Raw genomic sequence first — 26318 nt, 5'->3', positions numbered from 1 at the left:
GGAACGCGCCCACATCCCCCCACGCCACAAGCGATGGGTGGCGGGCATGCGTGCGCCCGGCTATCGCCAACGGCACAGCATCAATGCCCTTGCTGTCTGCCGTCGCTGACTTCAGGTGGCACGTCGTCACCGGCCATGCGCTTGCGAAACAGTCCGGTGCGCGCCAGCAGCAAGGTGGTGACCGGCACGGTGATGGCGAGCAGGATCGGGATCAGCCACGCGTGCAGCACGGGACCTTCCTTCAGCGCCGAGAAGTAGACGATGGACGCCAGCGCCACGCACCACGCGCCGAGGGTCGACGCCAAGGCGGGCGGGTGCATGCGCTGAAAAAAGTCTTTCATGCGCAACAGACCCAGCGCGCCGATCAGCCCGAACAGGCTGCTCAGCACCAGCAGGACGGCGGTCAGCACTTCGACCCAGAACGGCAGAACCTGCAACGAATTCATTCGATCACCTCGCCGCGCAACAGAAATTTGGCCAGCGCAAATGAGCCGACGAAGCCGAACAGTGCGATCAGCAGCGCCGCCTCGAAGTAGGTGTCACTGGCGTAGCGAATCCCCAGCACCAGCATCATCAGCATCGCCAGGATGTACAGGTAGTCCAGCGCCAGCACCCGGTCCTGGGCCGACGGGCCTTTGAACAGGCGGATCAAGGTCAGGACCATGGCGAGGGTGAACACCGACAACGTAAACAGAATCGCGTTTGTGAGCAGGGCGCTCATTGGAAAATCTCCATCAGTGGCCGTTCGTACGTGCTCTTGAAGTGCTCGATGAAGGCCGCTTCGTCGTCCAGATCGAACACATGCATCAGCAGCACGCTGCGATCCAGCGCCAGTTCAGACCAGACCGTGCCCGGCACCACCGTGCAGATCATCGCCAGCGCCGCGAGGCCGTGGGCGTCGTGCAGGTCCAGCGGCACCTTGACGAAGGCCGAGCGCGGCGGACGGCGGCCCGCGCGCAGTACGCCCCAGGCGACGGCCAGATTGGACACCACCACATCGCGGCCCACCAGCAGGAACAAACGCAGGGCGACGCCGGGTTTGCGGATTCGCGCGGGCGAAGGGCGCAACGGCGCGAAGATGTAGGGCGCGAAAAAGCCGAGCAGGGCGCCCAGCAGCAGATTGCCCGGGCTCAGCGACAGGTTGAGCAACAGCCACAACCCCCACAGCGACAGCGACAACAGTGGCGCGGGAAACAGGCGCTTCATGGCTGCACCTCCGCCGCTGCCGAAGCGGGCCCCGGTATCGGCCTGGCTGCCTTGACTGAGAGCACGTATTGCTGCGGGTCATGCAGCGCCTGTGCGGTGTCCTGGGTGTAATGCAACAGCGCCTGGGCCTTGAACGTCAGCACGATGGCGCAGCCCACCAGCAAGGCGATCGGCAGGCATTCGTTGAGCCGCAGCAGTGGCGCCGCGTGTTCCTGGGGCGTCCAGAAGCGTTTGATGCCGACACGCACGAAGGCAAACAGCGACGTCAGTCCGGAAATAATCAGCAGTGCCACCAGCGTCCAACTGTCGCCGCGAATGGCTTCGGCCTTCGCCACATCAAGGCCCAGCGGATTGAGCAGGGCGCTGATCAGCGTCAGCTTGCCGAGAAAACCCGACAGCGGCGGCATGCCGATGATCAACAGCGCGCAGGCAATGAAACTCAAGCCCAGAAACGCCATGGTCCAGGGGATGACGTGGCCGACCACGGCTTTCTGCTCGTCATCCAGATTGGTCCCCGGCACCGGGTGCAACGACTCCAGCGCCTTGGGCAACTGGTCGGCGTCCTCGTCGAGGGCGATGTCATTGGCCGAGCGTGAGCGTTCGATCAACTCCGCCAGCAGGAACATCGCGCTGAGCGCCAGGGTCGAGCTGACCAGATAAAACAGTGCGCCTGCGGTCAGGCTCGGCTGCGCGAAACCGACCGCCGAGAGCAGGATCCCCGCCGACACCAAAATGCTCAGACTGGCCATGCGCTCCAGGCGCTGGGCGGCCACCACTGAAATCGCCGCCACGGTCACGGTGGCCATGCCCCCCCAGATCAGCCAGTCCCCGCCGAAGAACGCCGACGCGCCGGCCTGACCGGAAAACAGCAGCGTCCACAGCCGCAGCAGCGTGTAGAAACCGACCTTGGTCATGATCGCGAACAGCGCCGCCACCGGTGCGCTGGCGGCGGAATACGCCGGCACCAGCCAGAAATTCAGCGGCCACATGCCGGCCTTGGCCAGAAACGCCACTGCCAGAATGGCCGCGCCCGCGTGCAGCAAGCCCAGATCGCCCTCCGGCACCTGAGGAATTTTCACCGCCAGGTCGGCCAGGTTCAGCGTACCGGTGACGCCGTAAATCAGCGCCGCGCCAATCAGAAACAACGACGAAGCCAGCAGGTTGATGGTGATGTAATGCAGGCCCGCCGACACCCGCGCGCGGCCCGAGCCGTGCAGCATCAGGCCATAAGATGCCGCCAGCAAAACCTCGAAGAACACGAACAGGTTGAACAGGTCGGCAGTAAGAAAGGCGCCATACAACCCCATCAGTTGAATCTGAAACAGCGCGTGGAAACTGGCGCCCGCGCGGTCCCAACGGGCCAGGGCGAAGAGCAGGGCGCAGAAGGCGACGATGCCGGTCAGCACCAGCATCAGCGCCGACAGGTGATCGACCACCAGCACGATGCCGAACGGCGCCTCCCAGTTGCCCGGTAGGTACACGCCAATGGAGCCGGTGGTGCCGGTCTTCTGCACCCAGATCATCAGCGTGATGGCGATCGCCAGGCCGAGTCCGGTGGAGAACAGGTTGATCCGCGCTTTCAGCGGGCGGTGTTTCTCGCCGAGCCACAGCACCAGCGCAGCGGTGAGCACCGGCAGCAGGATCGGTGCGACGATCAGTTGATTCATCAAACTCATTCACCCAGCTCCCGGCCGTCGACGTGGTCGTTGCCGGTCAGACCGCGCGACGCCAGCAGCACCACCAGGAACAGCGCAGTCATGGCGAAGCTGATGACGATGGCCGTCAGCACCAGCGCCTGGGGCAGGGGATCGGTGTAATTGAGCAGGTCCTGGGGCACGCCGTCCTTGATGATCGGCTCCTTGCCGATGAACAGGCTGCCCATGCTGAAGATAAACAGATTGACGCCGTAGGACAGCAGGCACAGGCCCATCACGACCTGAAAGGTCCGCGGACGCAGGATCAGCCACACGCCGGACGCGGCAAGCACGCCGATGGCAATGGCGATGACTTCTTCCATCAGATGGCTCCTTGTGAAATCGGACTGTCGGCCGGGACCGGTTCAATGGGCTGCGGCAGCGAGGTCGGGCGATGGCTGCGCACCGACTGGTGAGCCAGCGCCGTGAGGATCAACAGGGTCGAGCCGACCACCACCGCGTACACGCCGATGTCGAAAAACAGCGCGCTGGCGATGTGCAGGTCACCCAGTATCGGCAGGACCACATGCGCGGTGTGGGTGGTCATGAACGGATAACCGAGGGCCATCGAGCCCAGACCCGTGGCCAGCGCGAAGAACAGCCCGGTGCCCATCCAGCGCAACGGCCGCAGGCTCATGTTGGCCTCGACCCACTGGGTGCCGGCGACCATGTATTGCAGGATGAACGCCACCGACATGACCAGCCCGGCCACGAAACCGCCGCCCGGCTGGTTATGCCCGCGCATGAACAGGTACATCGAGACCACAAAAGCCACCGGCAACAGCAGGCGCACCAGCACCGCCGGCACCATCATGAAGCCCAGTGCGGTATCGGCGGCGTGACGCGGATTGACCAGGTCGGTGACCACGTCACGGGCCAGCAAGCGCTGTTGTGCTGGCAGGGCAATGCTCTCTTTCGGCGGGCGGAAGCGCCGCAGCAGGGCAAAGACCGTCAGCGCCACCACGGCCAGCACGGTGATTTCGCCAAAGGTGTCGAAGCCACGGAAGTCCACGAGCATGACGTTGACCGCGTTGGTGCCGCCGCCCTGGGCCAGGGCACGGCTCAGGTAAAACTCGGAAATGGCGTTCGGTGTCGGCCGCGTCAGCATCGCGTAGGACAACACCGCCATGCCCCCACCCACCGCCACGGCGAGGACGAAGTCGCGGATCCGCCGCACCTTGGCCCGGCGTCGCGCCTGGGACGGTGGTGGCACGTTTTCGTTACGTCGCGGCAGCCAGCGCAGGCCGAGCAGGATCAACACCGTGGTGACGACCTCCACCGCCAGTTGGGTCAGTGCCAGGTCCGGCGCGGAAAACCAGACGAAGGTCACGCAGGTCATCAACCCGCAGACGCTGACCATGGTCACGGCCGCCAGACGGTGGTACTTGGCTTGCCAGGCGGCGCCGATGGCGCAGGCAATGGCGATCAACCAGAGCATCACAAACACGCCGGAACCCGGGATCTTCGGTCGATCGCCCCAGCTCAGTCCGCTTTCGTACATCGGCACGAAACCGGCGACCAGCGCGGCCAGCACCATCAGAAACAGCTGCGCCTGCAAACGACGCGTGGTCAGCAGCCTCATCAGTCGGCGGGCGCCGCGCATCTTCCACACCAGCACGCGCTCGAACATGCGCTTGCCGTTCAGGCGCCACATCAGCGGGGGGCCATTGACCTGTTTGCGCTTGATCGGGCCGCGCAGCAGCAGGTATAGAACGATGCCAGCCGCCATGGCGATCAGGCTCATGATCATCGGCGCGTTCAGCCCGTGCCAGATCGCCAGGCTGTATTCGGGGAGTTCACCCCCCACCACCGGCTGTGCCGCAGCGGCCAGCAACGGGCCGACGGAGTGCGTGGGAAAAATGCCGACGATCAGGCACGCCAGCACCAGCAATTCCACCGGCAGGCGCATCCAGCGCGGCGGCTCGTGGGGCGTGTGAGGCAGGCGCGTGGCTTTCGGGCCGAAGAACACGTCGACGGTAAAGCGCAGCGAATACGCCACGCTGAAGATCCCGGCGATCGTGGCGATCACCGGCAGGGCGATCTCGACCCAGTCGGTCGAGGTGATGAACACCGTTTCTGCGAAGAACATTTCCTTGGACAGGAAGCCATTGAGCAGCGGCACCCCCGCCATTGATGCGCTGGCGACCATGGCCAGCGTCGCGGTGTAGGGCATCAGCTTGATCAGCCCGCTGAGTTTGCGGATGTCGCGGGTGCCGCTTTCGTGGTCGATGATCCCCGCCGCCATGAACAGCGAGGCCTTGAACGTGGCGTGGTTGAGGATGTGAAACACCGCCGCGACGGCGGCGAGTGGACTGTTCAGGCCCAGCAGCAGGGTGATCAGCCCCAGGTGACTGATGGTGGAATAGGCCAGCAGGCCCTTGAGGTCGTTTTGAAACATGGCCGAATAGGCGCCGATCACCAGCGTGCACGCCCCCGCGCCGCTGACGATCCAGAACCACTGCTCACTGCCCGACAGCGATGGCCACAGGCGCGCGAGCAGGAACACCCCGGCCTTGACCATGGTCGCCGAGTGCAGATACGCCGACACCGGTGTCGGGGCCGCCATGGCGTGGGGCAGCCAGAAGTGGAAGGGGAATTGCGCGCTCTTGCTCAGCGCGCCGATCAGGATCAGCGTCAACAGCACGGGGTACAGCGCGTGGGCGCGAATCGCATCGCCTGAAGCCAGCACGCGATCCAGGTCATAACTGCCGACGACGTGCCCGAGCAGCAGCATCCCCACCAGCAGCGCAAGGCCGCCCGCGCCGGTGACCATCAGCGCCATGTAAGCGCCGCGTCGGGCGTCGGCGCGGTGGTGCCAATAGCCGATCAGCAGGAACGAGAAGACGCTGGTCAGCTCCCAGAAAAACACGATCTGAATAAGGTTGCCGGACATGACCAGTCCGAGCATGGCGCCCATGAACGCCAGAAAAAACGAGAAGAAGCGCGGCACCGGGTCGTCCGGCGACATGTAATAACGCGCATACAGCGACACCAGCGCGCCGATTCCCAGCACCAGCATCGAGAACAGCCAGGCAAAACCGTCCAGGCGCAGGACGAAGTTCAGGCCCAGGCTGGGCAGCCAGAAAAACTCTTCTCGGATGACCCCGCCGTGGGCGATCTGCGGATACCACAGTGCGACCTGCACCGCGCCGATCAAGGCGATCAGGCCGGCGAGGAGGGATTCACTGTTGCGTGCGTTGTGCGGCAAAAGCGCCGCCAGACAGCTGCCGATGAAAGGCAGAAGCAGTAGAACTATCAGGGACATAGGCTTCTAATCTGCGGAGAAATGTCAAGGATCATACGTGCCGGGTCCGGGATGACCAAACGCCAAGATGTCGCAGAATCCTACAAAGTTTGTAGGCAGCAGCGTAGTTGACAGTCTGTGTCGCGTAAGGTTGGCGGCTATCTGCCCTATTGTGGGAGCGAGCTTGCTCGCGAAGGGGCCGAGGCAAAGTGCCGATTGGCGGCATGTACCGATTAGGCGACAATGCCGGCCTGTTTCCGGAGCCCCCTCATGTCTGATTCGATCGCCCCCCTGTCTGATTCCATTGAAAGGCCCGCCGTCGATGCCGTGCTCGACGCCACCGGCCTCAATTGCCCCGAGCCGGTCATGATGCTGCACCAGAAGGTGCGCGACCTGCCGCCCGGCGGCCTGCTCAAGGTGATCGCCACCGATCCGTCCACCCAGCGGGATATCCCGAAATTCTGTGTCTTCCTCGGCCACGAACTGGTGGATAAACAGGCGGGCGACGGCGAGTTTCTGTACTGGATCCGCAAGAAACTCGACTGATTTGCGACCTGCTCGCTGACGCGTTGCGCATCACGCTGGCTCGACAGGGCGCTGGCGCCTACACTGCGGCCACTCCAGGAGCCCTGACATGCGCATAGTTGCCGACGAAAACATTCCCCTGCTCGACGCCTTTTTCGCCGGACTCGGTGATATCCAGCGTTACCCGGGCCGCACCCTTGACCGTGCCGCCGTCGCCGATGCCGATATCCTGCTGGTGCGCTCGGTGACCCGGGTCGACCGCGCCTTGCTCGAAGGCACGCCCGTACGATTCGTCGGGACCTGCACCATTGGCACCGATCACCTCGACCTCGATTACTTCAAAGAAGCCGGCATTCAATGGTCCAGCGCCCCGGGCTGCAATGCCCGCGGCGTGGTGGACTACGTGCTGGGCAGCCTGCTGACCCTCGAGGAAATCGAAGGCGTCGGCCTCGCTAGTCGCACCTACGGCGTGGTCGGCGCGGGGCAGGTCGGCGGTCGCTTGATCAGGGTGTTGCGCGGCCTGGGCTGGAACGTCCTGGTCTGCGACCCGCCGCGTCAGGCCAGCGAGGGCGGCGATTACGTCAGCCTCGACGAGATCATTGCCCGCTGCGATGTGATCAGCCTGCACACACCGCTGGATAAAACCGGCGACACGCCCACCTGGCACCTGTTCGACCGCACCCGCTTGCAACAGCTCAAGCCCGGCGCCTGGCTGATCAACGCGGCGCGTGGCCCGGTGGTCGACAACACCGCCTTGCGCCAAGTGTTGCTGGAGCGCGAAGACCTGCAAGCGGTGCTGGATGTCTGGGAGCAGGAACCGGCGGTCGACGTCGAGCTGGCCGAGCTGTGCGTCATCGGCACGCCCCACATCGCCGGTTACAGCCTCGACGGCAGGCAGCGCGGCACGGCGCAAATCTATCAGGCCCTGTGCGCGCACCTTGAGCAACCGGCGAGCATCCGTCTTGAAGATCTGCTGCCCAAGCCGTGGCTGGCCGAGGTCACGCTGGATGCCGCCACGGACCCGGTCTGGGCGCTGAACACGTTGTGTCGCGGCGTGTACGATCCGCGCCGCGATGACGCGGATTTCCGCCGCAGTCTGGTGGGGGATGCCCAGAGCCAGCGCCTGGCCTTCGATGCCCTGCGCAAGCATTATCCGCCCCGCCGGGAAATCGACAGCCTGCGGGTTCGCCTCAACGGTGAGTCGACGACGTTGAGTCAGATCGTCGAGGCCTTGGGCGCCACCGTTGTCACCGCGTGAGTCACTCGCTGTATTTTTTGATGTAAGACCAGAGTGTCTCGGGCAGGCGGGGCGGAACGTGCTGCCAGAATTGGCGCATTCTCGGGAGTGCGTTGTAGGCCTCTTGCCAGGCTTCCAGGCGATCTTCAGCGCCTGAGACAGGGGCTTGGATCAGCGCGATGAAGCTGGCAAAGCTGCAGGGGGTGGGTAACGCTTCGCTGCGTTCGATCCGGTGCACCTGTTCCTGCAACGTGATTTCTGTGCCTTGTTCATTGGTGAACACGTACGGGGTCAGCGAGTCGACTCGATCACAGCGGCTGCTGCAGATTTTTTTGCGGTCTTTGAGCTCACCGAAGCCGCGCTCGTACAGGGTGATGGTGGAGCCGCTCACCCTCATGCAAGCCTCCTCGAACGCATTGAGAATGACCTCGGCGTTCTCGATGCTCGTCTCGATGGTGGCGATATCGACAAAACGCTCGAGGGTCCCGGCTTCCAGCGCGTTGAAGGCGCGCCTGATGGTTGAAAGGTGCACGAAATCCTTCTTGCAGCCAATCAGGTGAACGTCGAACTGGTAGGCGGCCAGTGCCTGGCCCGAGATCACCGTGGCGAAGGCTTTGGTGTCCAGCGCGGTTTCCATCACGATGTTGAACGTGTTGCTGTGGGCATAAGCAAAGATGCGGCTGCACAGCTCCCAGATGAAGGTTTCAGTGTGCTTGTAGCGGCGGGTCACGTCCTGATCGGCGAACTCGGCATAGCGCGGGTGCAGCTCGCGAAAATACTCCTGATAAAGATGCACGTAGTTGCCGTATCCGGGAATCTTGAGCAGCGTGTTGTTCAGCATGTAGGTCTTGCCGGACCCTTGTACGCCGGCGACCACCAGAATTTTCGGGGCGGGCTGCCCATCGTCTGCAATGTCCTTCGGTACATCGAAGATGGTGTTCACAACTGCCTCAAATACGGCATCCAGTTCTTTTGGTGTGTAGGCGTAGTGAGTGTCGGTCATGGCAGGTCTTCCTTGAGTTGAGTCGGATTGACTGTTGAAAGTCCCAAGGACGTAATCGGAGTGCCCGCCGATGGGCAACGGAATAAACGCGCTGTGTATTGCAGAATGTTTATCGCGCCCATAAAAAACCCGGCGCCATGGCCGGGTTTCAAGCAGATCTGTGCATCAATCTTGTTTTTCGGGCTGCACCCAGTACTTCTCGCATTCCTGACAGGCAGCCTGAACCATTTCTTCAGTGATCAGGATTTCCTGCCCGTTTCTGTCGAGAATCGCGCCGCCCAGTTGCAGCTCAGGTTGCGGGCGGAACACGGGTTCTTGATTGCTGCTGCTTTGCAAGCTCATGGGCTGTCTCCTCATCAGGGGGTTGCGCGTTCATAGTAGCCACGCCCGCGTGACTGCGCCGTGACACCTGCTGCGGCCGATCTGCGTCGCGGTCGCGAGTCGTCGGGGAAGGCGGTGTGCAAGGCCCATGCACGCAGGGCGTGAGAACAATCCATGACTGACGGCGGCGCGCAGAGTTCAGCGAAAGCTGACGAGCGTGCGCGGGGAGGGAGGTGTAGGCTCTGCGACTGATTCGTCTTGCGAGTGTTCTCCATGGCTTCAGTTTTTTCCGGCCGTCAGCGGCATGCCATTCGTCTTGCCTTGCGCATGATCGCCCCGTACCGCAAGCAAGCCCTCGGCGCGTTGCTCGCGCTGGTGGTCACCGCCGGCATCACGCTGTCGATGGGGCAAGGCATCCGGCTGATGGTCGATCAGGGGTTCATGACCCGTTCGCCGACGCTGCTCAATGAAACCATCGGCCTGTTCATGGGGCTGGTGGTCGCCCTCGCCATCGGCACCTTCGCGCGGTTTTATCTGGTCTCCTGGATCGGCGAACGGGTCGTCGCCGATCTGCGCAAGCAAGTGTTCGACCATCTGGTGAGCCTCCACCCGGGCTTCTATGAGAACAACCGCAGCTCGGAAATCCAGTCGCGCCTGACCGCCGACACCACGCTGCTGCAATCGGTGATCGGCTCGTCGCTGTCGATGTTCCTGCGCAACGCGCTGATGGTCATTGGCGGAATCATCCTGCTGTTCTTCACCAACCCCAAGCTCACCAGCATCGTCGTCGTGGCACTGCCGCTGGTGATCGCGCCGATTCTGATTTTCGGGCGGCGTGTGCGCAGCCTGTCGCGGGAGAGCCAGGACCGCGTGGCGGATGTCGGCAGCTACGTGTCCGAGGCCCTGGGACAGATCAAAACCGTCCAGGCCTACAACCATCAGGAGCAGGATCGACAGCGTTTCGCGCAGACCGCCGAAGGCGCCTTCGAGACGGCACGCAAGCGGATTCTGCAGCGCTCGTGGCTGATTACCCTGGTGATCGTGCTGGTGCTGGGCGCGGTGGGTGTGATGCTCTGGGTCGGCGGGATGGACGTGATTGCCGGCCGCATCTCCGGGGGCGAGCTGGCAGCGTTCGTGTTCTACAGCCTGATCGTCGGCAGCGCGTTTGGCACCCTCAGCGAGGTGATCGGGGAAATGCAACGGGCGGCGGGCGCGGCAGAGCGGATCAGCGAGTTGCTGCAGGCGCGCAGTGAAATCACCGCGCCCGCCAGTGATCTGCTCACGCTGCCCGAGCGCATCAGCGGTCGCCTGGCGCTGGAAAACCTCAGTTTCGCCTACCCCTCGCGCCCGGAACGCAATGCCGTAGACGGCTTGAGCCTGAGCGTCGAAGCGGGGGAAACCCTGGCGCTGGTCGGGCCTTCGGGCGCGGGCAAGTCGACCTTGTTCGACCTGCTGTTGCGCTTCTATGACCCGCAACAGGGCCGCGTGCTGATTGAAGGCATCCCCGCCGAGCGCCTTGATCCTCTGGACCTGCGCCGGTGCTTCGCCTGGGTGTCACAGACCCCTGCGCTGTTTTTCGGCTCGGTGGAGGACAACATTCGCTACGGCAACCCGGCGGCGAGTGTCGAGCAGGTGGAGGCCGCGGCGCGGATTGCCCATGCCCATGAGTTCATTCAACTGCTGCCCCAGGGTTATCAGACGCACCTGGGTGACGGCGGCATGGGCTTGTCGGGCGGGCAGCGTCAGCGGTTGGCGATCGCCCGGGCTTTGCTGGCCGATGCGCCGATTCTGTTGCTCGACGAGGCCACCAGCGCACTGGATGCCCAGAGCGAGTACCTGATTCAGCAGGCGTTGCCAACGTTGATGAAGGGCCGCACGACCCTGGTGATCGCCCACCGACTGGCGACGGTGCAGAACGCAGACCGAATTGCTGTCATGGATCAGGGGAAATTGGTCGCGGTGGGAACCCATCGCGAGCTGATTGCCAGCAACCCGCTGTACGCGCGGCTGGCAGCCTTGCAGTTCAATGCCGGGGTGGAGCAGGCCGGCTGAGCGCCGGCCTGAATCTGCGTATCAGTCTTTGCGGTATTCGCAGAGGTAGGCGGTTTCTTCGGTGGCTTCGACGTCGAATTTGACGTTCGCCGGGATCTTGAAATCCGTGCCGGCTTTGAAGGTTTCCCAATCATTGGCGCCCGGCAGCAGCACTTTCAGCTCGCCTGAGATCACGTGCATGATTTCCCGGTCGCCGGTGCCGAAGTTGTATTTTCCGGGAGCCATGACGCCGATGGTCGCGTCGCCTGCTGCTTGCTTGAAGGCGATGGATTTGACGGTACCGTCGAAATACTCGTTGACCTTGAACATGGCTGAATTCCTTGGGAAGGGCTGGAAAGGGCCGGACAGTATGCCGAACGTATAAAAGGCCGTCATCCGCTTTGATAAATGCGTCACGCCCTAGCCGGGAATCACCAGCGGTAACAACCGTGCGGTATTGCGCGCGTCTGACAACGCCCGGTGCTGCTGGCCGTTGAAATGCATTCCCGCCAGTTGCAGCGCGGTGTTCAGGCCGCAGGGCTTTTGCAGGTGACGGGCTTTGGCGAAGCGTTGTTTCAGGTTGATGTGGGGCAGGGTGGCGAGTTCGCTGGCGAGCCGGTGCTGATGCCAATCCTGTTGCAGTTGCTGGCGGTCGTAATCGCCCCAACTGGTCCAGGCCACCAGTCGCTCGCGGTGTTGGGCGATCCAGCGTTCGAACTGTGGCCATACGGCGGGCAGCGTCAAGGCGCTGTCGATGACGCTCTGCCGAATGTGCGTCAGCTCGCGGCAGAAGGGCGTGAGCAACGGCCGGCGCATGGGCCGCACGTAACGTTCGAAATGGTCGATTTCGCGCCCGTCCTGATTGACCAGCGACGCACCGATTTCGATGATTTCCATTTCCGCCACCGGCCACCCGCCCTCTTCGGTGGTGGCCTCCAGGTCTATCACCAGCCAGTAGGGCATTTCGAACTCCTGTCTCATAACCTGCGGCAGCGCCCTGGAGCGTAGCCACATCACGGCCCTTACGTCCAACTGCCGGCGCAGATGATCCATGATTGGGACTCGCGGCGGGCAGGAAGGTTTGCCGGGCCAGCGTCTTTTGTAGTGCCTGACTTGCATATGGCCGGGACAGCGCTTGCCTGGCCCCCATCCCTCGGCATAAATTGCAGGCGCATTGGTCCTCACATAAAGCGCTGCGCGGTCGATAATGCACAGGACAAGGACAGCTTCAGCCCGGATGTGGGCTAAAAGGGAAAGGGGGCAGCAAGGCGCAAGGAGGGCGAGAGTTGGAACGACAGAGGCGATTTAGCTTCCGTTTGACCGTTGTCTAATTGATCGCGAACGCATAGCTTACGTACTCCGTTTCGCCTGAGGTGCCTTTTCTTGATATCCACGCCGATGCGGATGGTTTTTAAAACCCTGCTGTTCACGACCACAACGCTGTGGGCCTGGCAGGTCGGTGCGACCCAGATCGTGCGCATTGGTGCAGCGCATTTCCCGCCGTATACGATTCGTCCCGAGCGCGGCGAAGACACCGGGCTGCTGCCGCAGATGATCAGCGCACTGAACGCGATGCAGACCGAATACCGCTTCGAAGCGGTGCCCACGTCCATCCCGCGCCGGTTTCGCGATTTCCAGCAGGCACGCTTCGATATGGCCATTTTCGAAAACCCCGACTGGGGCTGGAAAGGCATTCCCCACGAAGCGGTCGATATGGGGCTCGAAGACGCCGAAGTGTTTGTGGCCCATCGCTTGAAGGGCAGGACCCAGACCTATTTCGATGAGCTGCATGGCAAGCGCCTTGCGCTGTTCAGCGGCTATCACTATGCGTTCGCGGGGTTCGACCCCGACCCTAAATTTCTTGCCGACAACTACAACGCCACGCTGACCTATTCCCACGACAGCAACTTGCTGATGGTGCTGCGTGACCGTGCGGACATCGCCCTGGTGACGCGCTCCTACCTGAGCACGTTCATGTCGAACAACCCGCAGGACGCCGATCAGTTTCTGATCTCGGACCGGGTGGATCAGGTCTATCGCCACTACGCGTTGTTGCGTCCGGATGCGCCCATCAGCGGCGAACGCTTCAGCGAACTGCTGCGGCAGCTCCGGGAGAACGGGGAGATGTTCAAAATCTTTCAGCCGTTTCGAATCGCGGTGACACCGCAGTCCACCCGTCGCGCGGTGGCGTTGGGCGACAGGAAGGAGGGGGACTGACGAGGGCACCTATTACCGGCGGAGGAAGCGCGGCGCCAGAGGGGGGGCGCGATGCGGGAGCGCTGGCAGCGTGCTCCCGCAATGGGCTTTAACCGTATCGTTTGGCGGGCTGACTCAGCGGTCCCGCGCTTCTTTTGCGTCCATCTCGGCATTGCGCTCGTGGACACGCTTGAGCTGTTCATCAGTCAGGGGCAGTTTCTTCGCTGAGTCCTTGAGCATCAGCAGACCGCCGACGATCGAGCCGATTGCAACGACCAGAATTAACCAGGCATACCAGGGCATAACGCTCTCCTTCTTGTGATAGAGGTTGGAGCAGCGACGCTGCCCAGTGGTTCAATTGTAGAAGATGCCCGACGCCTGGTGCGTGTCGGGCAGGCATTTACCGATTGCCGGGTCCCGTCCTGCGGGATGTTCGGCTACAATGCGCGCCGATTTCGACTTGCCAGAGAACCCGCTCATGTCCGCCTGCCAGACCCCCATCATCGTCGCCCTGGATTTCCCGACCCGCGAAGCCGCGTTGAATCTGGCTGATCAGCTGGACCCCAAGCTGTGCCGGGTCAAAGTGGGCAAGGAGCTGTTCACCAGCTGTGCATCGGACATCGTCGAAACCCTTAACGGCAAGGGCTTCGACGTGTTCCTGGACCTCAAATTCCATGACATTCCCAATACCACGGCGATGGCGGTCAAGGCCGCTGCTGAGATGGGCGTCTGGATGGTCAACGTGCACTGCTCAGGCGGCCTGCGCATGATGGCGGCCTGCCGTGACGTGCTGGATCAGCGCACCGGCCCCAAGCCGCTGTTGATCGGCGTCACCGTGCTGACCAGCATGGAACGCGAGGATCTGGCCGGGATCGGTCTGGACATCGAGCCCCAGGAGCAAGTGCTTCGGTTGGCGGCGCTGGCTGAAAAAGCCGGGATGGACGGTCTGGTGTGTTCCGCACTGGAGGCCCAGGCGTTGAAAACTGCGCATCCGTCACTGCAACTGGTGACCCCGGGCATTCGTCCGGCTGGCAGTGCGCTGGATGATCAGCGCCGCATCCTGACGCCGCGTCAGGCACTGGATGCGGGGTCTGATTATCTGGTTATCGGCCGCCCGATCAGCCAGGCGGCCGATCCGGCGAAAGCATTGGCTGCGGTGGTGGCAGAGCTGGCTTAAAACCGTCGGGCATTTGTGGGAGTGACCGGGGTGGCGCTCCCACATCCTGATCACTGGTTTCGACGTTAGAAACCGCTGCGTTTCAGGATCGAGTCCATGCTCTCCTTCGATGGCCGGCCGTAGAACTTCAGCAATTCCGCAGCCCGGTTGGTGAAGAACCCGTCCACCCCTTGTTCGCTGATCGCTTTGAAGTCCACCGCGTCATCCACGGTGTACGGGTGAACGATCATTCCGCGATCGTGGGCCATCTTGTTCATCCAAGGCTGCACCAGGTCACTGTAGCTCTGGTCCCCGCCGTTCTTCAGCGCTGCCGACGGCCCGGTCCCTACGGCGCCGTGGGCTTTGGCCCAGTCCATCCAGGCGGCGAACTCCTCTTTCGATTTCACCTGCTGGCTGGCGTAGAAGCTGGCCTTGTCCTTTGCGCCCGAATCCTTGAATGTCTTGCCCGAAGCCGTTTCGATCGAGCCGTCACCCAGCCACAGCAGCAGGACTTTCGGCGTGTCGGGCATACTCTTTTGCAGCAATTCCAGGCTTGGTTTTTCGAAGGTCTGCAGGACCACGCGGCCCGGCATGTGGGCGACGTTGACGTAGCCTTTCTCGGCGGCAGGGCGCTGGCTCAGCCAACCGCGCTGATCGAGTTTCTTCTTCAAATCTTCTTCGATGCCCGGAAACTGTGCCGGCACCTTGGTTTCGATGTACAGACCGGGCTTGTTCTTGCCGCCTTCGGCGATGTCGATGACTTCGTCCAGCGTCAGAATCTTCAGCCCGGCGTAGGTGGCGCGGGCGCGATCGGGGTAGGCCTTGTTGAACCAGGAGCCGGCGTCAAGGCGCTTGATTTCTTCCAGCGTGAAGGTGTTCAGCGGGTCCTTGGCCCGTTGCGGATAGACGTCGGCGATGTTGGTCGTCCGCTCCAGCGTGTTGTCATGCAGCGCGATGAGCACGCCATCCTTGGTGCGCTGAATGTCCATCTCCAGGTAGTCCGCGCCCAGTTCGCGGGCCAGCGTGTACGAAGGCACTGTTTCTTCGGGCGCATTGAACGAAGCACCGCGATGGGCGATCACCGCCGGCCACGGCACACCGATCTTCGCCGCCAGCGCCCGACCCGGTGCGTTGCCGGTGTCAGCGGCGGCCATGGCCACGGCAGATGACAACAACACGCCGGCAATCGCGGCGCCGCTCAACGTTCTGGATAATCCTTTCAACATGGTTCTGATGTTCCTTTTGTGCATGTCCGTTCATGGCGCAGCCGTTGCCGCACCGCGTGGCACATCGTTTTGTCGTGACGAAATCGGGTGTCGCAGGGCTCAGACCTTAAACAGCAAAGCGCGTCGCGGGCAACCGGGGTTGTCGCTGTGAGGGGAATTGCTGTCGGTTTGAGTGTTAATGCGGCGCTGCCAGTTTCCGGGATTTTTATGACATTGAGGCCGATGGTCCTAACCGGGGGTTACGACTCAGCGACGGGGATTAGCGCAGTGGGCCTCGTTTTAGCTGGGAAAAACTCAGTCGGGCTGGCACTCCGGCACCGTGTCTATTATGAAATCCATCTCTATCTGGCTTCCAACCCTGCCAAACCGCTCTTACTCGCGCTACTGTCAGCTCCACGAATTTCGCGCAGCGGAGGGATGATGAAAACGGTGTTGGTGCTGGTTGAGAGCGTGAACATGTATTTGCCGATTCTGGAAAGCAGCGGCTTTCGCCTGATTCTGGCGCCGACGCCGGCGATGCGCGCCGAGGCGGTGGTGAACGGGGGTGGGGAGATTGATGCGGTGCTGACCCGTGGCCCGTTGGGGTTCACCGCCGAGGAGATGGCCGCGCTGCCAAACCTTGGCATCATCTGTGTGATCGGGGCGGGCTACGAGCGCGTCGACCTCGAAGCCGCCGAAGCGCGAGGCATCGTGGTGACCAACGGGGCAGGGGTAAATGCCCCGACGGTGGCGGACCACGCGATGGCCTTGCTGCTGGCGGCGGTCCGCGACATTCCCCAGGCCGACGCGTCGGTACGCCGCAACGAATGGCGCAAGGTCACACGGCCCTCGTTCGCCGGCAAACGCCTGGGCATTCTCGGCCTTGGCTCGGTCGGGATGGCCATCGCCAAACGCGCGCAGGGGTTTGACATGGTCATCAACTATCACAGCCGTTCGCCCCGGGCGGGCGTGGATTTCAAGTATTGCGCGACGCCGCTGGCGCTGGCGGAAGCGTCTGACTTTCTGGTGGTGGCAACGCCGGGCGGCGGGTCGACGCGGCACCTGATCGACAAGGCCGCCATCGAAGCGTTGGGCGCCGAGGGCTTCATCGTCAACATCGCCCGGGCCAGTGTTGTCGACACCGATGCGCTGATCGACGCGCTCAAGCAGGGCCGCCTGGCTGGGGCGGCGCTGGACGTGTTCGACGATGAACCGCAGGTCCCCGATGCCTTGAAGGCGCTGAACAACGTGGTTCTCACGCCGCACCTTGCGGGGCTGTCGCCGGAAGCATCGCGCGACACCGTGCAAAGGGTTGCCGACAACCTGCTGGCGTTTTACGCGGGCAAGCCGGTGCTGACGCCTGTTCACAGCTGACGATCGGCCCCATAACCCTCTCTAACAACACCTCTCCAATAACAAGAGTAATCGCGCATGTCTTCATCTTCGGGTTTGAAAGTCGCTTTGGTGACGGGCGCCGGCAGCGGCATTGGCCGTGCTGTGGCGCTGCAATTACTGGCCGACGGTTTTGCTGTCGTGCTGGCCGGTCGTCGGTCTGAACCGTTGCAGGCGCTGGTTGAACAGGCCGAGGCTGCCGGTCAGCAGGCGCTGGCGGTGCCGACGGACGTGCGCGACCCGGCCAGTGTTGAGGCACTGTTCGCCACCATTGAACGCACTTTCGGCCGGCTGGACGTTTCGTTCAATAACGCCGGCATCGGCGCACCCGCTGTACCGATGGATGAGCTGTCGGTCGAGCAGTGGAAGAACGTCATCGACACCAACGTCACCGGGATGTTTTTGTGCGTGCGTGCAGCGTTCGGGCTGATGCGGCGCCAAGTGCCCCAAGGCGGCCGGATCATCAACAATGGCTCGATTTCCGCGCACACGCCACGTCTCTTCAGCTCGCCTTATACGTCCAGCAAACACGCCGTGCTGGGCCTGACCAAAAGCACCGCGCTGGACGGCCGGCAATTCAATATCGCCTGCGGTCAGATCGACATTGGCAACGCCCTCACCGAAATGACCGATCGCATGACCAAAGGCGTCTTGCAGCCTGACGGTGAGCTGCAAGTCGAGCCGACCATGAATGTGCAGCACGTGGCTGAAGCGGTGAGTTACATGGCCGGGCTGCCACTGTCGGCCAACGTGCTGAACATGACTGTCATGGCCAGCAGCATGCCGTTTGTGGGACGTGGCTGATTGACCGGGGCGGCTCGTTCCGTTGAGTTGCGTTGTTTTGTCCAAAAGCTGGCGGGATCCGTCCAACCCGGCTGAAGGATCAATCGCCACACTCAACCCATGCCGCGCCACCTTCAATCGAGGACACTGCCATGACCGAGTTCGTTATCGCCCCCGTTGCCACACCGTCCCTGGCCGTCGCCGGGACGTCCGGCCGCTTTCCGATTCGTCGGGTTTTCTGCGTCGGCCGCAATTATTCCGACCACGCCCGGGAAATGGGCCACGACCCCGACCGCGAGCCGCCGTTCTTCTTCATGAAGCCCGCCGATGCCGTGGTGCCCGCCGAAGGCCGGATTGCTTACCCGCCGCTCACCGAGGACCTGCATCACGAGATCGAGCTGGTCGTGGCGATCGGCAAGGACGGCGTGAACATCGACCCGCAGGATGCCTTGGGCCACGTCTGGGGCTACGGCGTCGGTCTGGACCTGACGCGCCGCGACTTGCAGGCGCAGGCCAAGAAAATGGGCCGGCCGTGGGAGTGGGCCAAAGCCTTCGACGCCTCTGCGCCTGCCACACCGTTGCGTCCGGTCAGCGAGATCGGCCACCCGGAAGCCGGGGCGATCTGGCTCGACATCAATGGCGAGCGCCGTCAGCGCGGCGATCTGTCTGACCAGATCTGGGCTGTGCGGGACGTGATTGCGCACCTGTCGCAGTCGGTCGGGATCAAGGCGGGCGACCTGATCTACACCGGCACGCCGGCCGGTGTAGGTGCGTTGCAGCGTGGCGATGTGCTCACCGCCGGGATCGAAGGCATTGCCGAACTCAGTGTGACAATTGGCTGATCCGATGTGGATGCCCGCCTGATAATCGATTGGTCCGGCTGCTGCCGTTGCCCTACCATGGGGCAGTCCGAACCAGCGATTTCAGGTGTTTCAGCGATGGCCCATCCGTCCCGCATCCAGACCTATGGCATGCAGCAGCGCAGCGACCGCATGGATTTCTACATCCGTGACAAGTCCGCCCGACCCGCGCTGACAGCGCCCCATCGCCATGAATATTTCCAGATCCAGATCAACCTCGGCGGCGACACCGTGCAGCACATCGGTGGCGCGGTCAGGCCATTTCCGCGCAACACCCTGGCGTTCATCCTGCCCCATCGACTGCACGTGATTCCGCACCCCGAAGACGGCAATTTTGTGCTGATCAATTTCTCTCAGGAATTTCTCCTGCAGCATCTGCAGTGCGATCCGATGGACCTTGAAGATGTGCCTGTGGCCGAGGCACCCGAGCTGGCGCCGTTCCGGTTTCAGGAGCATGTGGATTTCACACTCGACGACGCTGACTTCGCTGAGGTAACCGCGCTGTTGATGCGGATGCGCGACATGGATCGCGCCAGGCCATTGGGTTCAGGCGCGATCCTGCGGGGGTGTCTGCTGCAGTTGATCGGCACGGTGTGCAATCGCTACGAAGCGCAGTTGCTGGCGCTGTCCGCGAACAAGGCCGAGCGGCGGGGACGGCGCGATGCGATGGGCCGGATGATCGACTACATTCGCGCGCACATCGCCGATCCGGCCATGACCCTCACCGATGCCGCGGCGGCGGCCTTTTTGTCGCCCAATTACCTGACCCACCTGCTGCGCAAGGAAACCGGCAGCAGCTTTTCCGAACTGGTCCTGGAGCGGCGCATGCGGCTGGCGCGCACGCATTTGATGAACAGCAGCAAACCCTTGAGCCACATCGCCGAGATCTGCGGGTTCACCGACGAAGCCTATTTCTCGCGGCGTTTTCGCAAAGCCCACGGCATGCCGCCGGGGCAGTTTCGCCGGGAGCGGCGGGGTGGTTGAAGAGGGTTTGGAACGGTTTTAAAGGGGACTGATTTATTTACGGGTTTTAAAGGGGACTGATTTATTTACAGCGCTTCACCGTAAATTAATCTGTCCCCGTTCGAGCGAGAAAGTGATAAGTGATGGCGCCGGGACTGGCCTCTTCCCGGCTAAAGCCGGTCCCACTCAGACCGTGTGAAAACCAGCTACTCAGCAGCTAACCAAAAAAAATGCCCCGATCAACTCGGGGCATTTTCCATTTATACAGAGAAGAAAAAGACCTTCCTCAGGCCAGTAACTCCATCATTCGGCGCACACCCAGCACGTTGATCGCTCTTTTCAGGTTGTAGGCGTTCACCGCCAGCGCCATTTCCGTTCGCGCACCTTTGAGCTGGCGAAGCAGGAACCGGCCATTGCCGTAAATCCATTGTTTGAGGTTGCCAAACGGGTGCTCAACGATGCTTCGTCGAGCCTCGACGATTTCCGGGTGGGCCTGCATTCGCAGCGCCATTCGCTCAAATGCATCTTCATAGGCATGACGTGTGATCGAGCGGTATTTGGTCTTGGTGCATTGGTTTTTAAGGGCGCAGGATCCACAAGCGCCAGCGCTGGCGCGGTAGAAACGCTTTCCCTTGTTCAACTGAACCAGCGTCAGCAAATGGCCGGTCGGGCATTGATAACGATCATTTTCACGATCATAGGTGAAGTCTTCCCGACGGAAAAACGAGGGCTCTTCGACCTTGCTGTTGATGGTTCGATTGATCGGTACATACGCTGTGATGCCCGCGTCGTCGCAGGCTTGGAAGTGCTTGCCGCTGGAGTATCCAGCATCAGCCGTGACGGTCAGATTCGGCTGTTCCAGCACTTCCTGAGTCGCTTTTGCCATCGGCTCCAGTTGCTTTCGATCGTCGCTATCCTGAGTGACTTCGTGGTGCACGATCAGGCTGTTTTCAGCGTCGACTGCGGTCTGCACGTTGTAGGCAACGGCCATGCCCTGCGGGGCTCGCATCATCCGCGCATCGCTTTCGGTGCTGATGAATTGCGTAATTTGCAGCTCGTCCATCAGTGCCTGGCAGGTCAGGTTGTCGTCCCGCTTGGCGGTCAGTTTTGCCAGTACCGTTTTAACAGCGCTTCGATCCACCACCTCTTCATTTTCGTCGCGATCCGCGCTGTCCAGATCCTCCAGATATTTCGCTATCCGGCGATCAAGTTTTTCCTGATCGCGCTTGAGGTGCTTGGTGCTGATGTGACGACGGGCCGAGGCTACGGCCTTGAATTTGCTGCCATCAATAGCAACCAGATCACCTTTTACCAGGCCTGCCGAACGGCAGAACTGAACAAACGCGCGGCACGTTGCGGAGAACGCAGTGGCGTTATCTTTGCGGAAGTCGGCGATGGTTTTGAAGTCCGGCGCGAGGCGGTTGAGCAGCCACATGACTTCGATGTTGCGTTGGCACTCAGCCTCAAGCCGGCGCGAAGACCGTATGCGCTGGAAGTAGCCGTAGATGTAGAGTTTGAGCAGGTCGGCGGGGTTGTAGGGCGGACGTCCGTTGCCCTTGGGAATAGCTTTATCGAACCCCAGAACCCTGAGATCCAGGCGCGAAACATAGGCATCAATGACTCGGACAAGATGGTCTTCGGGAATGACCTCATCTATTGAAACCGGAAACAGGCTGGTCTGGTTGCGCGATTCGCCCTGGATGTACGCCATAAGAAAATGCCCCGCATCTTTCGATGCGGGGCATTTTCTTAGATCTGAGGCAGGTTGGCTAGGTTTTCACACAGTCTGCACTGAAAGCATCTTGCCCGCTCAATCTCAATGTGCTGACTTCTTTCCTGCCTGAACCCAGGCCACCTGAACACCGCCTACTTAGTGGGACCGGCTTTAGCCGGGAAGGCGTCGACACAGCTGGCATCAATCTGGCGCCGTCTAACCTACAGCTCAATCGCCTTGGTCAGCTCGCTGAACAGCGCCGACACCGAGCGCAGCGCCCGGCAATCCGGCCGGGTCAGCAGCCACAGCCCGGTGTCATGCCCTGCGAGCGCTTCAGTAATGGGCTGAACCTCGCTGTCCCGAACCATGAAATCCGGCAGCGCTGCCACACCCATGCCTGCGCGCACCAGTTGCGCCACTGCCAGCATGGAGCTGCAGCGATAAGCGAGGTTCACGCCGGGCAGATGCTGCCGCCGCCACATCACGGTCGGGTGATCGGGGAGGAAATCGTCGGGGGCGATCCAGGCCATGTCGTCGAGGGCCCGATCACCGCAGCGTTGCGCGTAGGCCTCGCTCGAACAGACCCGATACACAACCGTGCCCAGGCGAGTCCCGACCAAGTGCTCAGGCGGTGTGTTGGTCAGACGCAGCGCGATGTCGGCGTCGCGGCGGCTCAGGTTGGCAAAGGTGCTGGAGGTGTTCAGTTCCAGGCGCAGGCCCGGGTAGTCCGGCATGAAGCGGCTCAGGGCGGGGAGCAACAGGCTTTGCAGAACAGCTTCGGTACAGGTCAGGCGCACGGTGCCGCTGACGACTTGCCGGCCCTGCTCAAGGCTCAATTGCGCGAGGGCCAGCGCGTTCTCGGCACTTTCGGCCTGCTGGGCAAGCGCCAGTGCTGCGCTGGTCGGCACATAGCCGGCGCGGCTCTTGTCGAAGAGCGCCGTGCCCACCGCCTTTTCCATCCGACGCACCGCGCGAAACACCGTCGAGACATCGACCCTCAGCAGTTCAGCGGCCTTGGCCAGCGTCCGCCCACGCACCAGCGCGAGGATGAGGGTGAGGTCGGCATGATTGATTCGATAGTGCGCAGCTGCATTGATCACTTGCCTGGACGCCAATTCTGATTGCAGAACGACAAGCTTATAGTCGCCCCCGGACCTCATGCAAAGCGTTTTGATATCAGGGAGCACACATGACTCAGCGGCAGAAAATCCGAATCGCGTTGGTGGGAGACTACGACCCGAGCGTGCCGGCGCATCAAGCGATACCCGTGGCGCTGGACAGGGTGGCGAACGAAACGGGGCTCGACGTCCAGGCAACGTGGGTCCCGACGACGGACATCGGGGATGGCGCGAGCCTGCAGGGGTTCGCGGGCATCTGGTGCGTGCCGGCCAGCCCCTACCTCGACATGGACGGCGCGCTGACGGCGATTCGCTTCGCCCGGGAGCGGCAGGTGCCCTTCCTCGGGACGTGCGGCGGCTTTCAGCATGCGTTGCTGGAGTACGCGCGCAATTATCTGGGCTGGGCCGATGCCGAGCACGCCGAAACGGCGCCGGAATCGGAGAACGCCATCATCACACCCTTGACTTGCTCGCTGGTCGAGGCCTTCGCGCCGATTCGTCTACGGGCCGGGTCGCGGATTGCCGCTGCGTACAACTCGCTCGAAACCCGGGAGCGCTACCGTTGCCGTTATGGTTTGCGCAAGGAACTGGAGGCCGACGTGTTTGCCGGCCCGCTGAGAGTGTCGGGTTACGACGAAGACGACGAGGTCCGGGCTGTGGAACTCGATGGTCATCCGTTTTTCGTCGCCACGTTGTTTCAACCGGAACGCGCCGCGCTGGAGGGCAGCACCCCGCCGCTGGTGAAGGCTTTTGTGCGCGCCTGCGCGGCGGAGTTGATTTGACATGATGATGGCCAACACGTTTGGTGTGCCGTATTACGCGGTGATCTTCACTTCGATCCGCACTGAGCTCGAAGCACCGGAATATGACGACGCGGCCCGACGGATGCTCGAACTTGTTCGTCAGCAGCGGGGTTTCCTTGGCGTGGAGTCGGCACGCGGCGACGATGGGCTGGGGATCACCGTGTCTTACTGGGCGGATGAAGCCGCGATCCTGGCCTGGAAAGAACATCCGGAACATCGAGCAATCCGTGAGCGCGGCCGGTCGACCTGGTATCGGCAATGTACGACGCGGGTTTCCAGGGTGGAGCGGGAGTACAGCTTTGGCAGTTGCAGTACCGTAGCCGGGGACAGATTAATTTACGGTGAAGCGCTGTAAATAAATCAGTCCCCTTTGTGGTGGTAAATAAATCAGTCCCCTTTGTGCAGTCCTACATCCGCGTTCACCCCAATTTCACTGACTGCCCACACTGCTTTTGTAGGACCGGCTTCAGCCGGGAAGGGGCCTTCACATGCACCCTCGATTGTGCGGTGTGGCGAATGACGTCTTCCCGGCCAGAGCCGGTCCTAATTATCCCATCAAGGCATGACCGGCGGGATGTACGCCAGCGTCGTACCCAGCACCCACAACAGAAACAGCACCAGCGGCGTATGCACCAGCAACTGCACGAACGAGAAGCCGATCAAATCCCGCGCCTTCAGGCCGAGCACGCCCAGCAGCGGCAGCATGTAGAACGGGTTGATCAGGTTCGGCAGGGCTTCGGCAGCGTTGTAGATCTGCACCGCCCAGCCGAGGTGGTATTTGAGGTCGTTGGCGACCTGCATCACGTACGGCGCTTCGATGATCCACTTGCCGCCGCCGGACGGGATGAAGAACCCTAGAATCGCCGAGTACACACCCATCAGCAGCGCATAGGTGTCGTGGGAGGCGATGCTGGTGAAGAACGTCGAGATGTGGTGCGCGACCGTTTGCGCGTCACCGCCCTTGACGGTTGTCAGCAGCGCGGCGATCGAGCCGTACAACGGAAACTGAATCAGCACGCCGGTGGTGGTCGGCACGGCGCGGGCGACGGCATCGAGGAAACTGCGCGGACGCCAGTGCAGCAGCGCGCCGACCATGATGAACAGGAAGTTGTAGGTGTTCAGGCCGGAAATCGCGGTGATGGCGGGTTTGGTGCTGAACTCGTTGTACAACCAGCCGGACGCCAGTGCGACCATCAGAATGATCAGCAGCGGGCTGTATTCCAGCCATTCGCCCGGGCGGGTGCGCGGCGGCAGCGGTGGCAGGCTGAAGCTCGGGTCGATGCCGCATTCCTTTGCATCGCGGGCGTTGGCCGGGCCGGGCGCCGTGGCGTAGGCGACGATGATCGAGACCACCACCAGGGCCAGCAGCATTACCCCGGACTGCCAGAGAAAGATCGTCTGGGTGAACGGAATTACCCCGGTGATCGCCAGAATCGACGGCGGCAGGCTGGCCGGGTTGGCTTGCAGCTGCGCGGCGGACGACGACAAGCCCAGGGCCCACACCGCGCCCAGACCCAGATAAGCCGCAGCACCGGCGGCGCGGTAGTCCATTTTCAGATCGGTACGACGGGCGAGGGCCCGCACCAGCAAGCCGCCGAACACCAGCGACAGTCCCCAGTTGAGCAGTGAGGCCACCATGCTGATCAGCGCGACCCAGGCCACGGCCGAGCGGCCGTTTTTCGGGAGGCGCGCCAGGCGGTCGATCAGTTTGACCGCCGGCGGCGAACTGGCGACGACGTAACCGCCGATGACCACGAAGGCCATTTGCATGGTGAACGGGATCAGGCTCCAGAAACCGTCACCGAAGGCTTTGGCGGTGTCGGCGGGTTTGGCGCCGATGACCAGCGTGGCGAGGGTGACGATGACCACGGCCAGGGCGGCGAACACCCACGAGTCCGGGAACCAGCGTTCCGCCCATTTGGCGCAACGCAGGGCAAAGCGGGCGGAGCGGCTTTCTTCGATGTCGGCGGCCACGTGTGTTACCTCTTTTTAGTTATTGTTCAGGTTTTTTGGACGGCAGTTTCAAGTGCTGGCGGTGACGCGAAAAAAGCACCGGTTCAGATACAGCAAAGCCCCTTCATCGCTGAAGGGGCAGGGCGGTCTGACGAAAGGTGCGGGTGTGGCAAACGCTTACGCTGTGGCGAAAACGTGGGGCATGACGCGGATCCTGCAGAACCGCGCCATTGCCGAGGCGATCAAAACGTCATTTCAATCACGTCATCCGGCACGATCAGTTTGCCGGCGGTCTTGGCGATGATTTCATCCACGGTCACGCCCGGGGCGGTTTCGCGCAGCACGAAGGCGCCGTTTTCGATCTCAAGGTACGCAAGGTCGGTCAGCACTTTCTTGATGCAGCCGGCGCCGGTCAACGGCAGGCTGCAGCGTGACAGCAGCTTGGATTCGCCGTCCTTGGACGCGTGGGTCATTGTGACGATGATGTTTTCGGCGCCAGCCACCAGGTCCATCGCGCCGCCCATGCCCTTGACCAGCTTGCCGGGGATCATCCACGACGCAATGTTGCCCTCGACGTCCACCTCGAACGCGCCGAGCACGGTCAGGTCGACGTGGCCACCACGGATCATCGCGAAGGACTCGGCCGACGAAAAGATCGATGCGCCCTTGCGTGCGGTCACGGTCTGTTTGCCGGCGTTGATCATGTCCGCGTCGATGGTCTCTTCAGTCGGAAAAGCGCCCATGCCGAGCAGACCGTTTTCCGATTGCAGCATCACGTCGATGCCGTCCGGGACGTAGTTGGCGACCAGGGTCGGAATGCCGATGCCCAGGTTCACGTAGAAGCCGTCTTGCAGTTCGCGCGCAACGCGCTGTGCCATTTGTTCGCGGGAGAGTGCCATGGTCTTGGGTCTCTT

27 protein-coding genes are annotated in these 26318 nt (G+C 62.2%); 11 read left to right on the top strand and 16 right to left on the bottom strand.

Annotated features, from left to right (window positions below):
- Positions 1-80 precede the first annotated feature (80 nt).
- From M1E04_RS17325 to M1E04_RS17300, 6 genes are read right to left on the bottom strand one after another with little or no spacing between them, the layout of a single operon-like run.
- Positions 81-446, bottom strand: coding sequence for a Na+/H+ antiporter subunit G (locus M1E04_RS17325; RefSeq protein WP_065986222.1), 366 nt, complete (start codon positions 444-446; stop codon positions 81-83).
- Positions 443-721: a K+/H+ antiporter subunit F gene (locus M1E04_RS17320; protein WP_065986223.1), complete on the bottom strand. Its 279-nt coding sequence runs from the start codon at positions 719-721 to the stop codon at positions 443-445. Before M1E04_RS17320 ends, M1E04_RS17325 begins: the two co-directional genes overlap by 4 nt.
- Positions 718-1206 (bottom strand): Na+/H+ antiporter subunit E, encoded by a 489-nt coding sequence (locus M1E04_RS17315; RefSeq protein ID WP_369318722.1) that lies wholly within the window; start codon positions 1204-1206, stop codon positions 718-720. Before M1E04_RS17315 ends, M1E04_RS17320 begins: the two co-directional genes overlap by 4 nt.
- The gene (locus tag M1E04_RS17310) at positions 1203-2882 is read right to left on the bottom strand and encodes a monovalent cation/H+ antiporter subunit D (RefSeq protein ID WP_410934656.1); all 1680 of its coding nucleotides are present in this window, start codon (positions 2880-2882) and stop codon (positions 1203-1205) included. The genes M1E04_RS17315 and M1E04_RS17310 overlap by 4 nt, the downstream gene beginning before the upstream one ends.
- Positions 2879-3223: a Na+/H+ antiporter subunit C gene (locus M1E04_RS17305; protein ID WP_065986226.1), complete on the bottom strand. Its 345-nt coding sequence runs from the start codon at positions 3221-3223 to the stop codon at positions 2879-2881. The genes M1E04_RS17310 and M1E04_RS17305 overlap by 4 nt, the downstream gene beginning before the upstream one ends.
- Positions 3223-6165 (bottom strand): monovalent cation/H+ antiporter subunit A, encoded by a 2943-nt coding sequence (locus M1E04_RS17300; protein ID WP_296307425.1) that lies wholly within the window; start codon positions 6163-6165, stop codon positions 3223-3225. The genes M1E04_RS17305 and M1E04_RS17300 overlap by 1 nt, the downstream gene beginning before the upstream one ends.
- A gap of 249 nt (positions 6166-6414) precedes the next feature.
- On the opposite strand from M1E04_RS17300, the gene tusA reads away from it, so the two are divergent.
- Complete coding sequence (gene tusA / locus M1E04_RS17295; RefSeq protein ID WP_192134779.1) at positions 6415-6690, top strand: sulfurtransferase TusA; 276 nt, start codon at positions 6415-6417, stop codon at positions 6688-6690.
- A gap of 88 nt (positions 6691-6778) precedes the next feature.
- On the top strand, positions 6779-7927 hold the full coding sequence (gene pdxB, locus M1E04_RS17290; protein WP_192134781.1) for a 4-phosphoerythronate dehydrogenase PdxB: 1149 nt from the start codon (positions 6779-6781) through the stop codon (positions 7925-7927).
- A gap of 1 nt (position 7928) precedes the next feature.
- On the opposite strand, the gene M1E04_RS17285 is transcribed toward pdxB, so the two are convergent.
- Complete coding sequence (locus M1E04_RS17285) at positions 7929-8909, bottom strand: zeta toxin family protein (protein WP_456291774.1); 981 nt, start codon at positions 8907-8909, stop codon at positions 7929-7931.
- 165 nt (positions 8910-9074) lie between these two features.
- Positions 9075-9251 (bottom strand): PA1571 family protein, encoded by a 177-nt coding sequence (locus M1E04_RS17280; protein WP_166650608.1) that lies wholly within the window; start codon positions 9249-9251, stop codon positions 9075-9077.
- 252 nt (positions 9252-9503) lie between these two features.
- Here M1E04_RS17280 and M1E04_RS17275 point away from each other — a divergent pair, with 252 nt between their 5' ends.
- Complete coding sequence (locus M1E04_RS17275; RefSeq protein ID WP_296307433.1) at positions 9504-11282, top strand: ABC transporter transmembrane domain-containing protein; 1779 nt, start codon at positions 9504-9506, stop codon at positions 11280-11282.
- 21 nt (positions 11283-11303) lie between these two features.
- On the opposite strand, the gene ppnP is transcribed toward M1E04_RS17275, so the two are convergent.
- Both ppnP and M1E04_RS17265 read right to left on the bottom strand, forming a co-directional pair.
- Entirely contained in the window at positions 11304-11591 is a 288-nt protein-coding gene (ppnP, locus tag M1E04_RS17270; protein WP_065986230.1) for a pyrimidine/purine nucleoside phosphorylase, read from the bottom strand.
- A gap of 90 nt (positions 11592-11681) precedes the next feature.
- Entirely contained in the window at positions 11682-12224 is a 543-nt protein-coding gene (locus tag M1E04_RS17265) for an exonuclease domain-containing protein (protein WP_065986231.1), read from the bottom strand.
- Between the two features lie 441 nt (positions 12225-12665).
- Between M1E04_RS17265 and M1E04_RS17260 the strand changes: the two genes are divergently transcribed.
- Entirely contained in the window at positions 12666-13478 is an 813-nt protein-coding gene (locus tag M1E04_RS17260; protein WP_244657039.1) for a substrate-binding periplasmic protein, read from the top strand.
- Between the two features lie 114 nt (positions 13479-13592).
- On the opposite strand, the gene M1E04_RS17255 is transcribed toward M1E04_RS17260, so the two are convergent.
- The gene (locus tag M1E04_RS17255; RefSeq protein WP_065986232.1) at positions 13593-13760 is read right to left on the bottom strand and encodes a DUF2897 family protein; all 168 of its coding nucleotides are present in this window, start codon (positions 13758-13760) and stop codon (positions 13593-13595) included.
- A 175-nt stretch (positions 13761-13935) separates the two neighbouring features.
- Between M1E04_RS17255 and pyrF the strand changes: the two genes are divergently transcribed.
- Positions 13936-14634, top strand: coding sequence for an orotidine-5'-phosphate decarboxylase (pyrF, locus tag M1E04_RS17250; protein ID WP_167355761.1), 699 nt, complete (start codon positions 13936-13938; stop codon positions 14632-14634).
- Positions 14635-14699: 65 nt separating this feature from the next.
- Here the strand turns inward: pyrF and M1E04_RS17245 are convergent, their stop codons facing one another.
- Positions 14700-15839, bottom strand: a complete 1140-nt coding sequence (locus tag M1E04_RS17245) for a glycerophosphodiester phosphodiesterase (RefSeq protein ID WP_244160287.1) — start codon at positions 15837-15839, stop codon at positions 14700-14702.
- A gap of 420 nt (positions 15840-16259) precedes the next feature.
- Here M1E04_RS17245 and M1E04_RS17240 point away from each other — a divergent pair, with 420 nt between their 5' ends.
- From M1E04_RS17240 to M1E04_RS17225, 4 genes are all read left to right on the top strand, one after another.
- Entirely contained in the window at positions 16260-17192 is a 933-nt protein-coding gene (locus tag M1E04_RS17240; protein WP_456291773.1) for a 2-hydroxyacid dehydrogenase, read from the top strand.
- Positions 17193-17249: 57 nt separating this feature from the next.
- On the top strand, positions 17250-18014 hold the full coding sequence (locus M1E04_RS17235; RefSeq protein WP_192134801.1) for an SDR family oxidoreductase: 765 nt from the start codon (positions 17250-17252) through the stop codon (positions 18012-18014).
- A 131-nt stretch (positions 18015-18145) separates the two neighbouring features.
- Complete coding sequence (locus M1E04_RS17230) at positions 18146-18835, top strand: fumarylacetoacetate hydrolase family protein (protein ID WP_192134803.1); 690 nt, start codon at positions 18146-18148, stop codon at positions 18833-18835.
- A 96-nt stretch (positions 18836-18931) separates the two neighbouring features.
- Positions 18932-19837 carry an AraC family transcriptional regulator gene (locus M1E04_RS17225; RefSeq protein ID WP_456291772.1) on the top strand — a complete coding sequence of 302 codons (906 nt, stop codon included), beginning with the start codon at positions 18932-18934 and terminating at the stop codon, positions 19835-19837.
- Positions 19838-20102: 265 nt separating this feature from the next.
- Here the strand turns inward: M1E04_RS17225 and M1E04_RS17220 are convergent, their stop codons facing one another.
- Positions 20103-21527, bottom strand: a complete 1425-nt coding sequence (locus tag M1E04_RS17220) for an IS1182 family transposase (protein WP_456291445.1) — start codon at positions 21525-21527, stop codon at positions 20103-20105.
- A gap of 224 nt (positions 21528-21751) precedes the next feature.
- A complete protein-coding gene (locus M1E04_RS17215) occupies positions 21752-22690 on the bottom strand; it encodes a LysR family transcriptional regulator (protein WP_456291771.1) in 939 nt (312 codons plus the stop codon).
- A gap of 29 nt (positions 22691-22719) precedes the next feature.
- Between M1E04_RS17215 and M1E04_RS17210 the strand changes: the two genes are divergently transcribed.
- Both M1E04_RS17210 and M1E04_RS17205 read left to right on the top strand, forming a co-directional pair.
- Positions 22720-23430: a CTP synthase C-terminal region-related (seleno)protein gene (locus tag M1E04_RS17210; RefSeq protein ID WP_456291770.1), complete on the top strand. Its 711-nt coding sequence runs from the start codon at positions 22720-22722 to the stop codon at positions 23428-23430.
- 4 nt (positions 23431-23434) lie between these two features.
- Positions 23435-23806 carry an antibiotic biosynthesis monooxygenase family protein gene (locus tag M1E04_RS17205; RefSeq protein ID WP_456293209.1) on the top strand — a complete coding sequence of 124 codons (372 nt, stop codon included), beginning with the start codon at positions 23435-23437 and terminating at the stop codon, positions 23804-23806.
- A 200-nt stretch (positions 23807-24006) separates the two neighbouring features.
- Here M1E04_RS17205 and M1E04_RS17200 read toward each other — a convergent pair whose 3' ends face one another.
- Entirely contained in the window at positions 24007-25425 is a 1419-nt protein-coding gene (locus M1E04_RS17200; RefSeq protein ID WP_065986241.1) for a short-chain fatty acid transporter, read from the bottom strand.
- 221 nt (positions 25426-25646) lie between these two features.
- Positions 25647-26303: a CoA transferase subunit B gene (locus M1E04_RS17195; protein ID WP_065986242.1), complete on the bottom strand. Its 657-nt coding sequence runs from the start codon at positions 26301-26303 to the stop codon at positions 25647-25649.
- Between the last annotated feature and the right edge of the window lie 15 nt (positions 26304-26318).

Source organism: Pseudomonas sp. AK106, assembly GCF_053903055.1.
The sequence above is the reverse complement of the archived record's forward strand: the minus strand, read 5'-3'. Positions and strand labels throughout refer to the sequence as shown.

Coding starts and splice junctions, on each gene's coding strand:
- M1E04_RS17325 (WP_065986222.1), bottom strand. CDS start 446: ATGAATTCGTTGCAGGTTCTGCCGTTCTGGGTCGAAGTGCTGACCGCC.
- M1E04_RS17320 (WP_065986223.1), bottom strand. CDS start 721: ATGAGCGCCCTGCTCACAAACGCGATTCTGTTTACGTTGTCGGTGTTC.
- M1E04_RS17315 (WP_369318722.1), bottom strand. CDS start 1,206: ATGAAGCGCCTGTTTCCCGCGCCACTGTTGTCGCTGTCGCTGTGGGGG.
- M1E04_RS17310 (WP_410934656.1), bottom strand. CDS start 2,882: ATGAGTTTGATGAATCAACTGATCGTCGCACCGATCCTGCTGCCGGTG.
- M1E04_RS17305 (WP_065986226.1), bottom strand. CDS start 3,223: ATGGAAGAAGTCATCGCCATTGCCATCGGCGTGCTTGCCGCGTCCGGC.
- M1E04_RS17300 (WP_296307425.1), bottom strand. CDS start 6,165: ATGTCCCTGATAGTTCTACTGCTTCTGCCTTTCATCGGCAGCTGTCTG.
- tusA (WP_192134779.1), top strand. CDS start 6,415: ATGTCTGATTCGATCGCCCCCCTGTCTGATTCCATTGAAAGGCCCGCC.
- pdxB (WP_192134781.1), top strand. CDS start 6,779: ATGCGCATAGTTGCCGACGAAAACATTCCCCTGCTCGACGCCTTTTTC.
- M1E04_RS17285 (WP_456291774.1), bottom strand. CDS start 8,909: ATGACCGACACTCACTACGCCTACACACCAAAAGAACTGGATGCCGTA.
- M1E04_RS17280 (WP_166650608.1), bottom strand. CDS start 9,251: ATGAGCTTGCAAAGCAGCAGCAATCAAGAACCCGTGTTCCGCCCGCAA.
- M1E04_RS17275 (WP_296307433.1), top strand. CDS start 9,504: ATGGCTTCAGTTTTTTCCGGCCGTCAGCGGCATGCCATTCGTCTTGCC.
- ppnP (WP_065986230.1), bottom strand. CDS start 11,591: ATGTTCAAGGTCAACGAGTATTTCGACGGTACCGTCAAATCCATCGCC.
- M1E04_RS17265 (WP_065986231.1), bottom strand. CDS start 12,224: ATGCCCTACTGGCTGGTGATAGACCTGGAGGCCACCACCGAAGAGGGC.
- M1E04_RS17260 (WP_244657039.1), top strand. CDS start 12,666: ATGGTTTTTAAAACCCTGCTGTTCACGACCACAACGCTGTGGGCCTGG.
- M1E04_RS17255 (WP_065986232.1), bottom strand. CDS start 13,760: ATGCCCTGGTATGCCTGGTTAATTCTGGTCGTTGCAATCGGCTCGATC.
- pyrF (WP_167355761.1), top strand. CDS start 13,936: ATGTCCGCCTGCCAGACCCCCATCATCGTCGCCCTGGATTTCCCGACC.
- M1E04_RS17245 (WP_244160287.1), bottom strand. CDS start 15,839: ATGTTGAAAGGATTATCCAGAACGTTGAGCGGCGCCGCGATTGCCGGC.
- M1E04_RS17240 (WP_456291773.1), top strand. CDS start 16,260: ATGAAAACGGTGTTGGTGCTGGTTGAGAGCGTGAACATGTATTTGCCG.
- M1E04_RS17235 (WP_192134801.1), top strand. CDS start 17,250: ATGTCTTCATCTTCGGGTTTGAAAGTCGCTTTGGTGACGGGCGCCGGC.
- M1E04_RS17230 (WP_192134803.1), top strand. CDS start 18,146: ATGACCGAGTTCGTTATCGCCCCCGTTGCCACACCGTCCCTGGCCGTC.
- M1E04_RS17225 (WP_456291772.1), top strand. CDS start 18,932: ATGGCCCATCCGTCCCGCATCCAGACCTATGGCATGCAGCAGCGCAGC.
- M1E04_RS17220 (WP_456291445.1), bottom strand. CDS start 21,527: ATGGCGTACATCCAGGGCGAATCGCGCAACCAGACCAGCCTGTTTCCG.
- M1E04_RS17215 (WP_456291771.1), bottom strand. CDS start 22,690: ATGAGGTCCGGGGGCGACTATAAGCTTGTCGTTCTGCAATCAGAATTG.
- M1E04_RS17210 (WP_456291770.1), top strand. CDS start 22,720: ATGACTCAGCGGCAGAAAATCCGAATCGCGTTGGTGGGAGACTACGAC.
- M1E04_RS17205 (WP_456293209.1), top strand. CDS start 23,435: ATGATGGCCAACACGTTTGGTGTGCCGTATTACGCGGTGATCTTCACT.
- M1E04_RS17195 (WP_065986242.1), bottom strand. CDS start 26,303: ATGGCACTCTCCCGCGAACAAATGGCACAGCGCGTTGCGCGCGAACTG.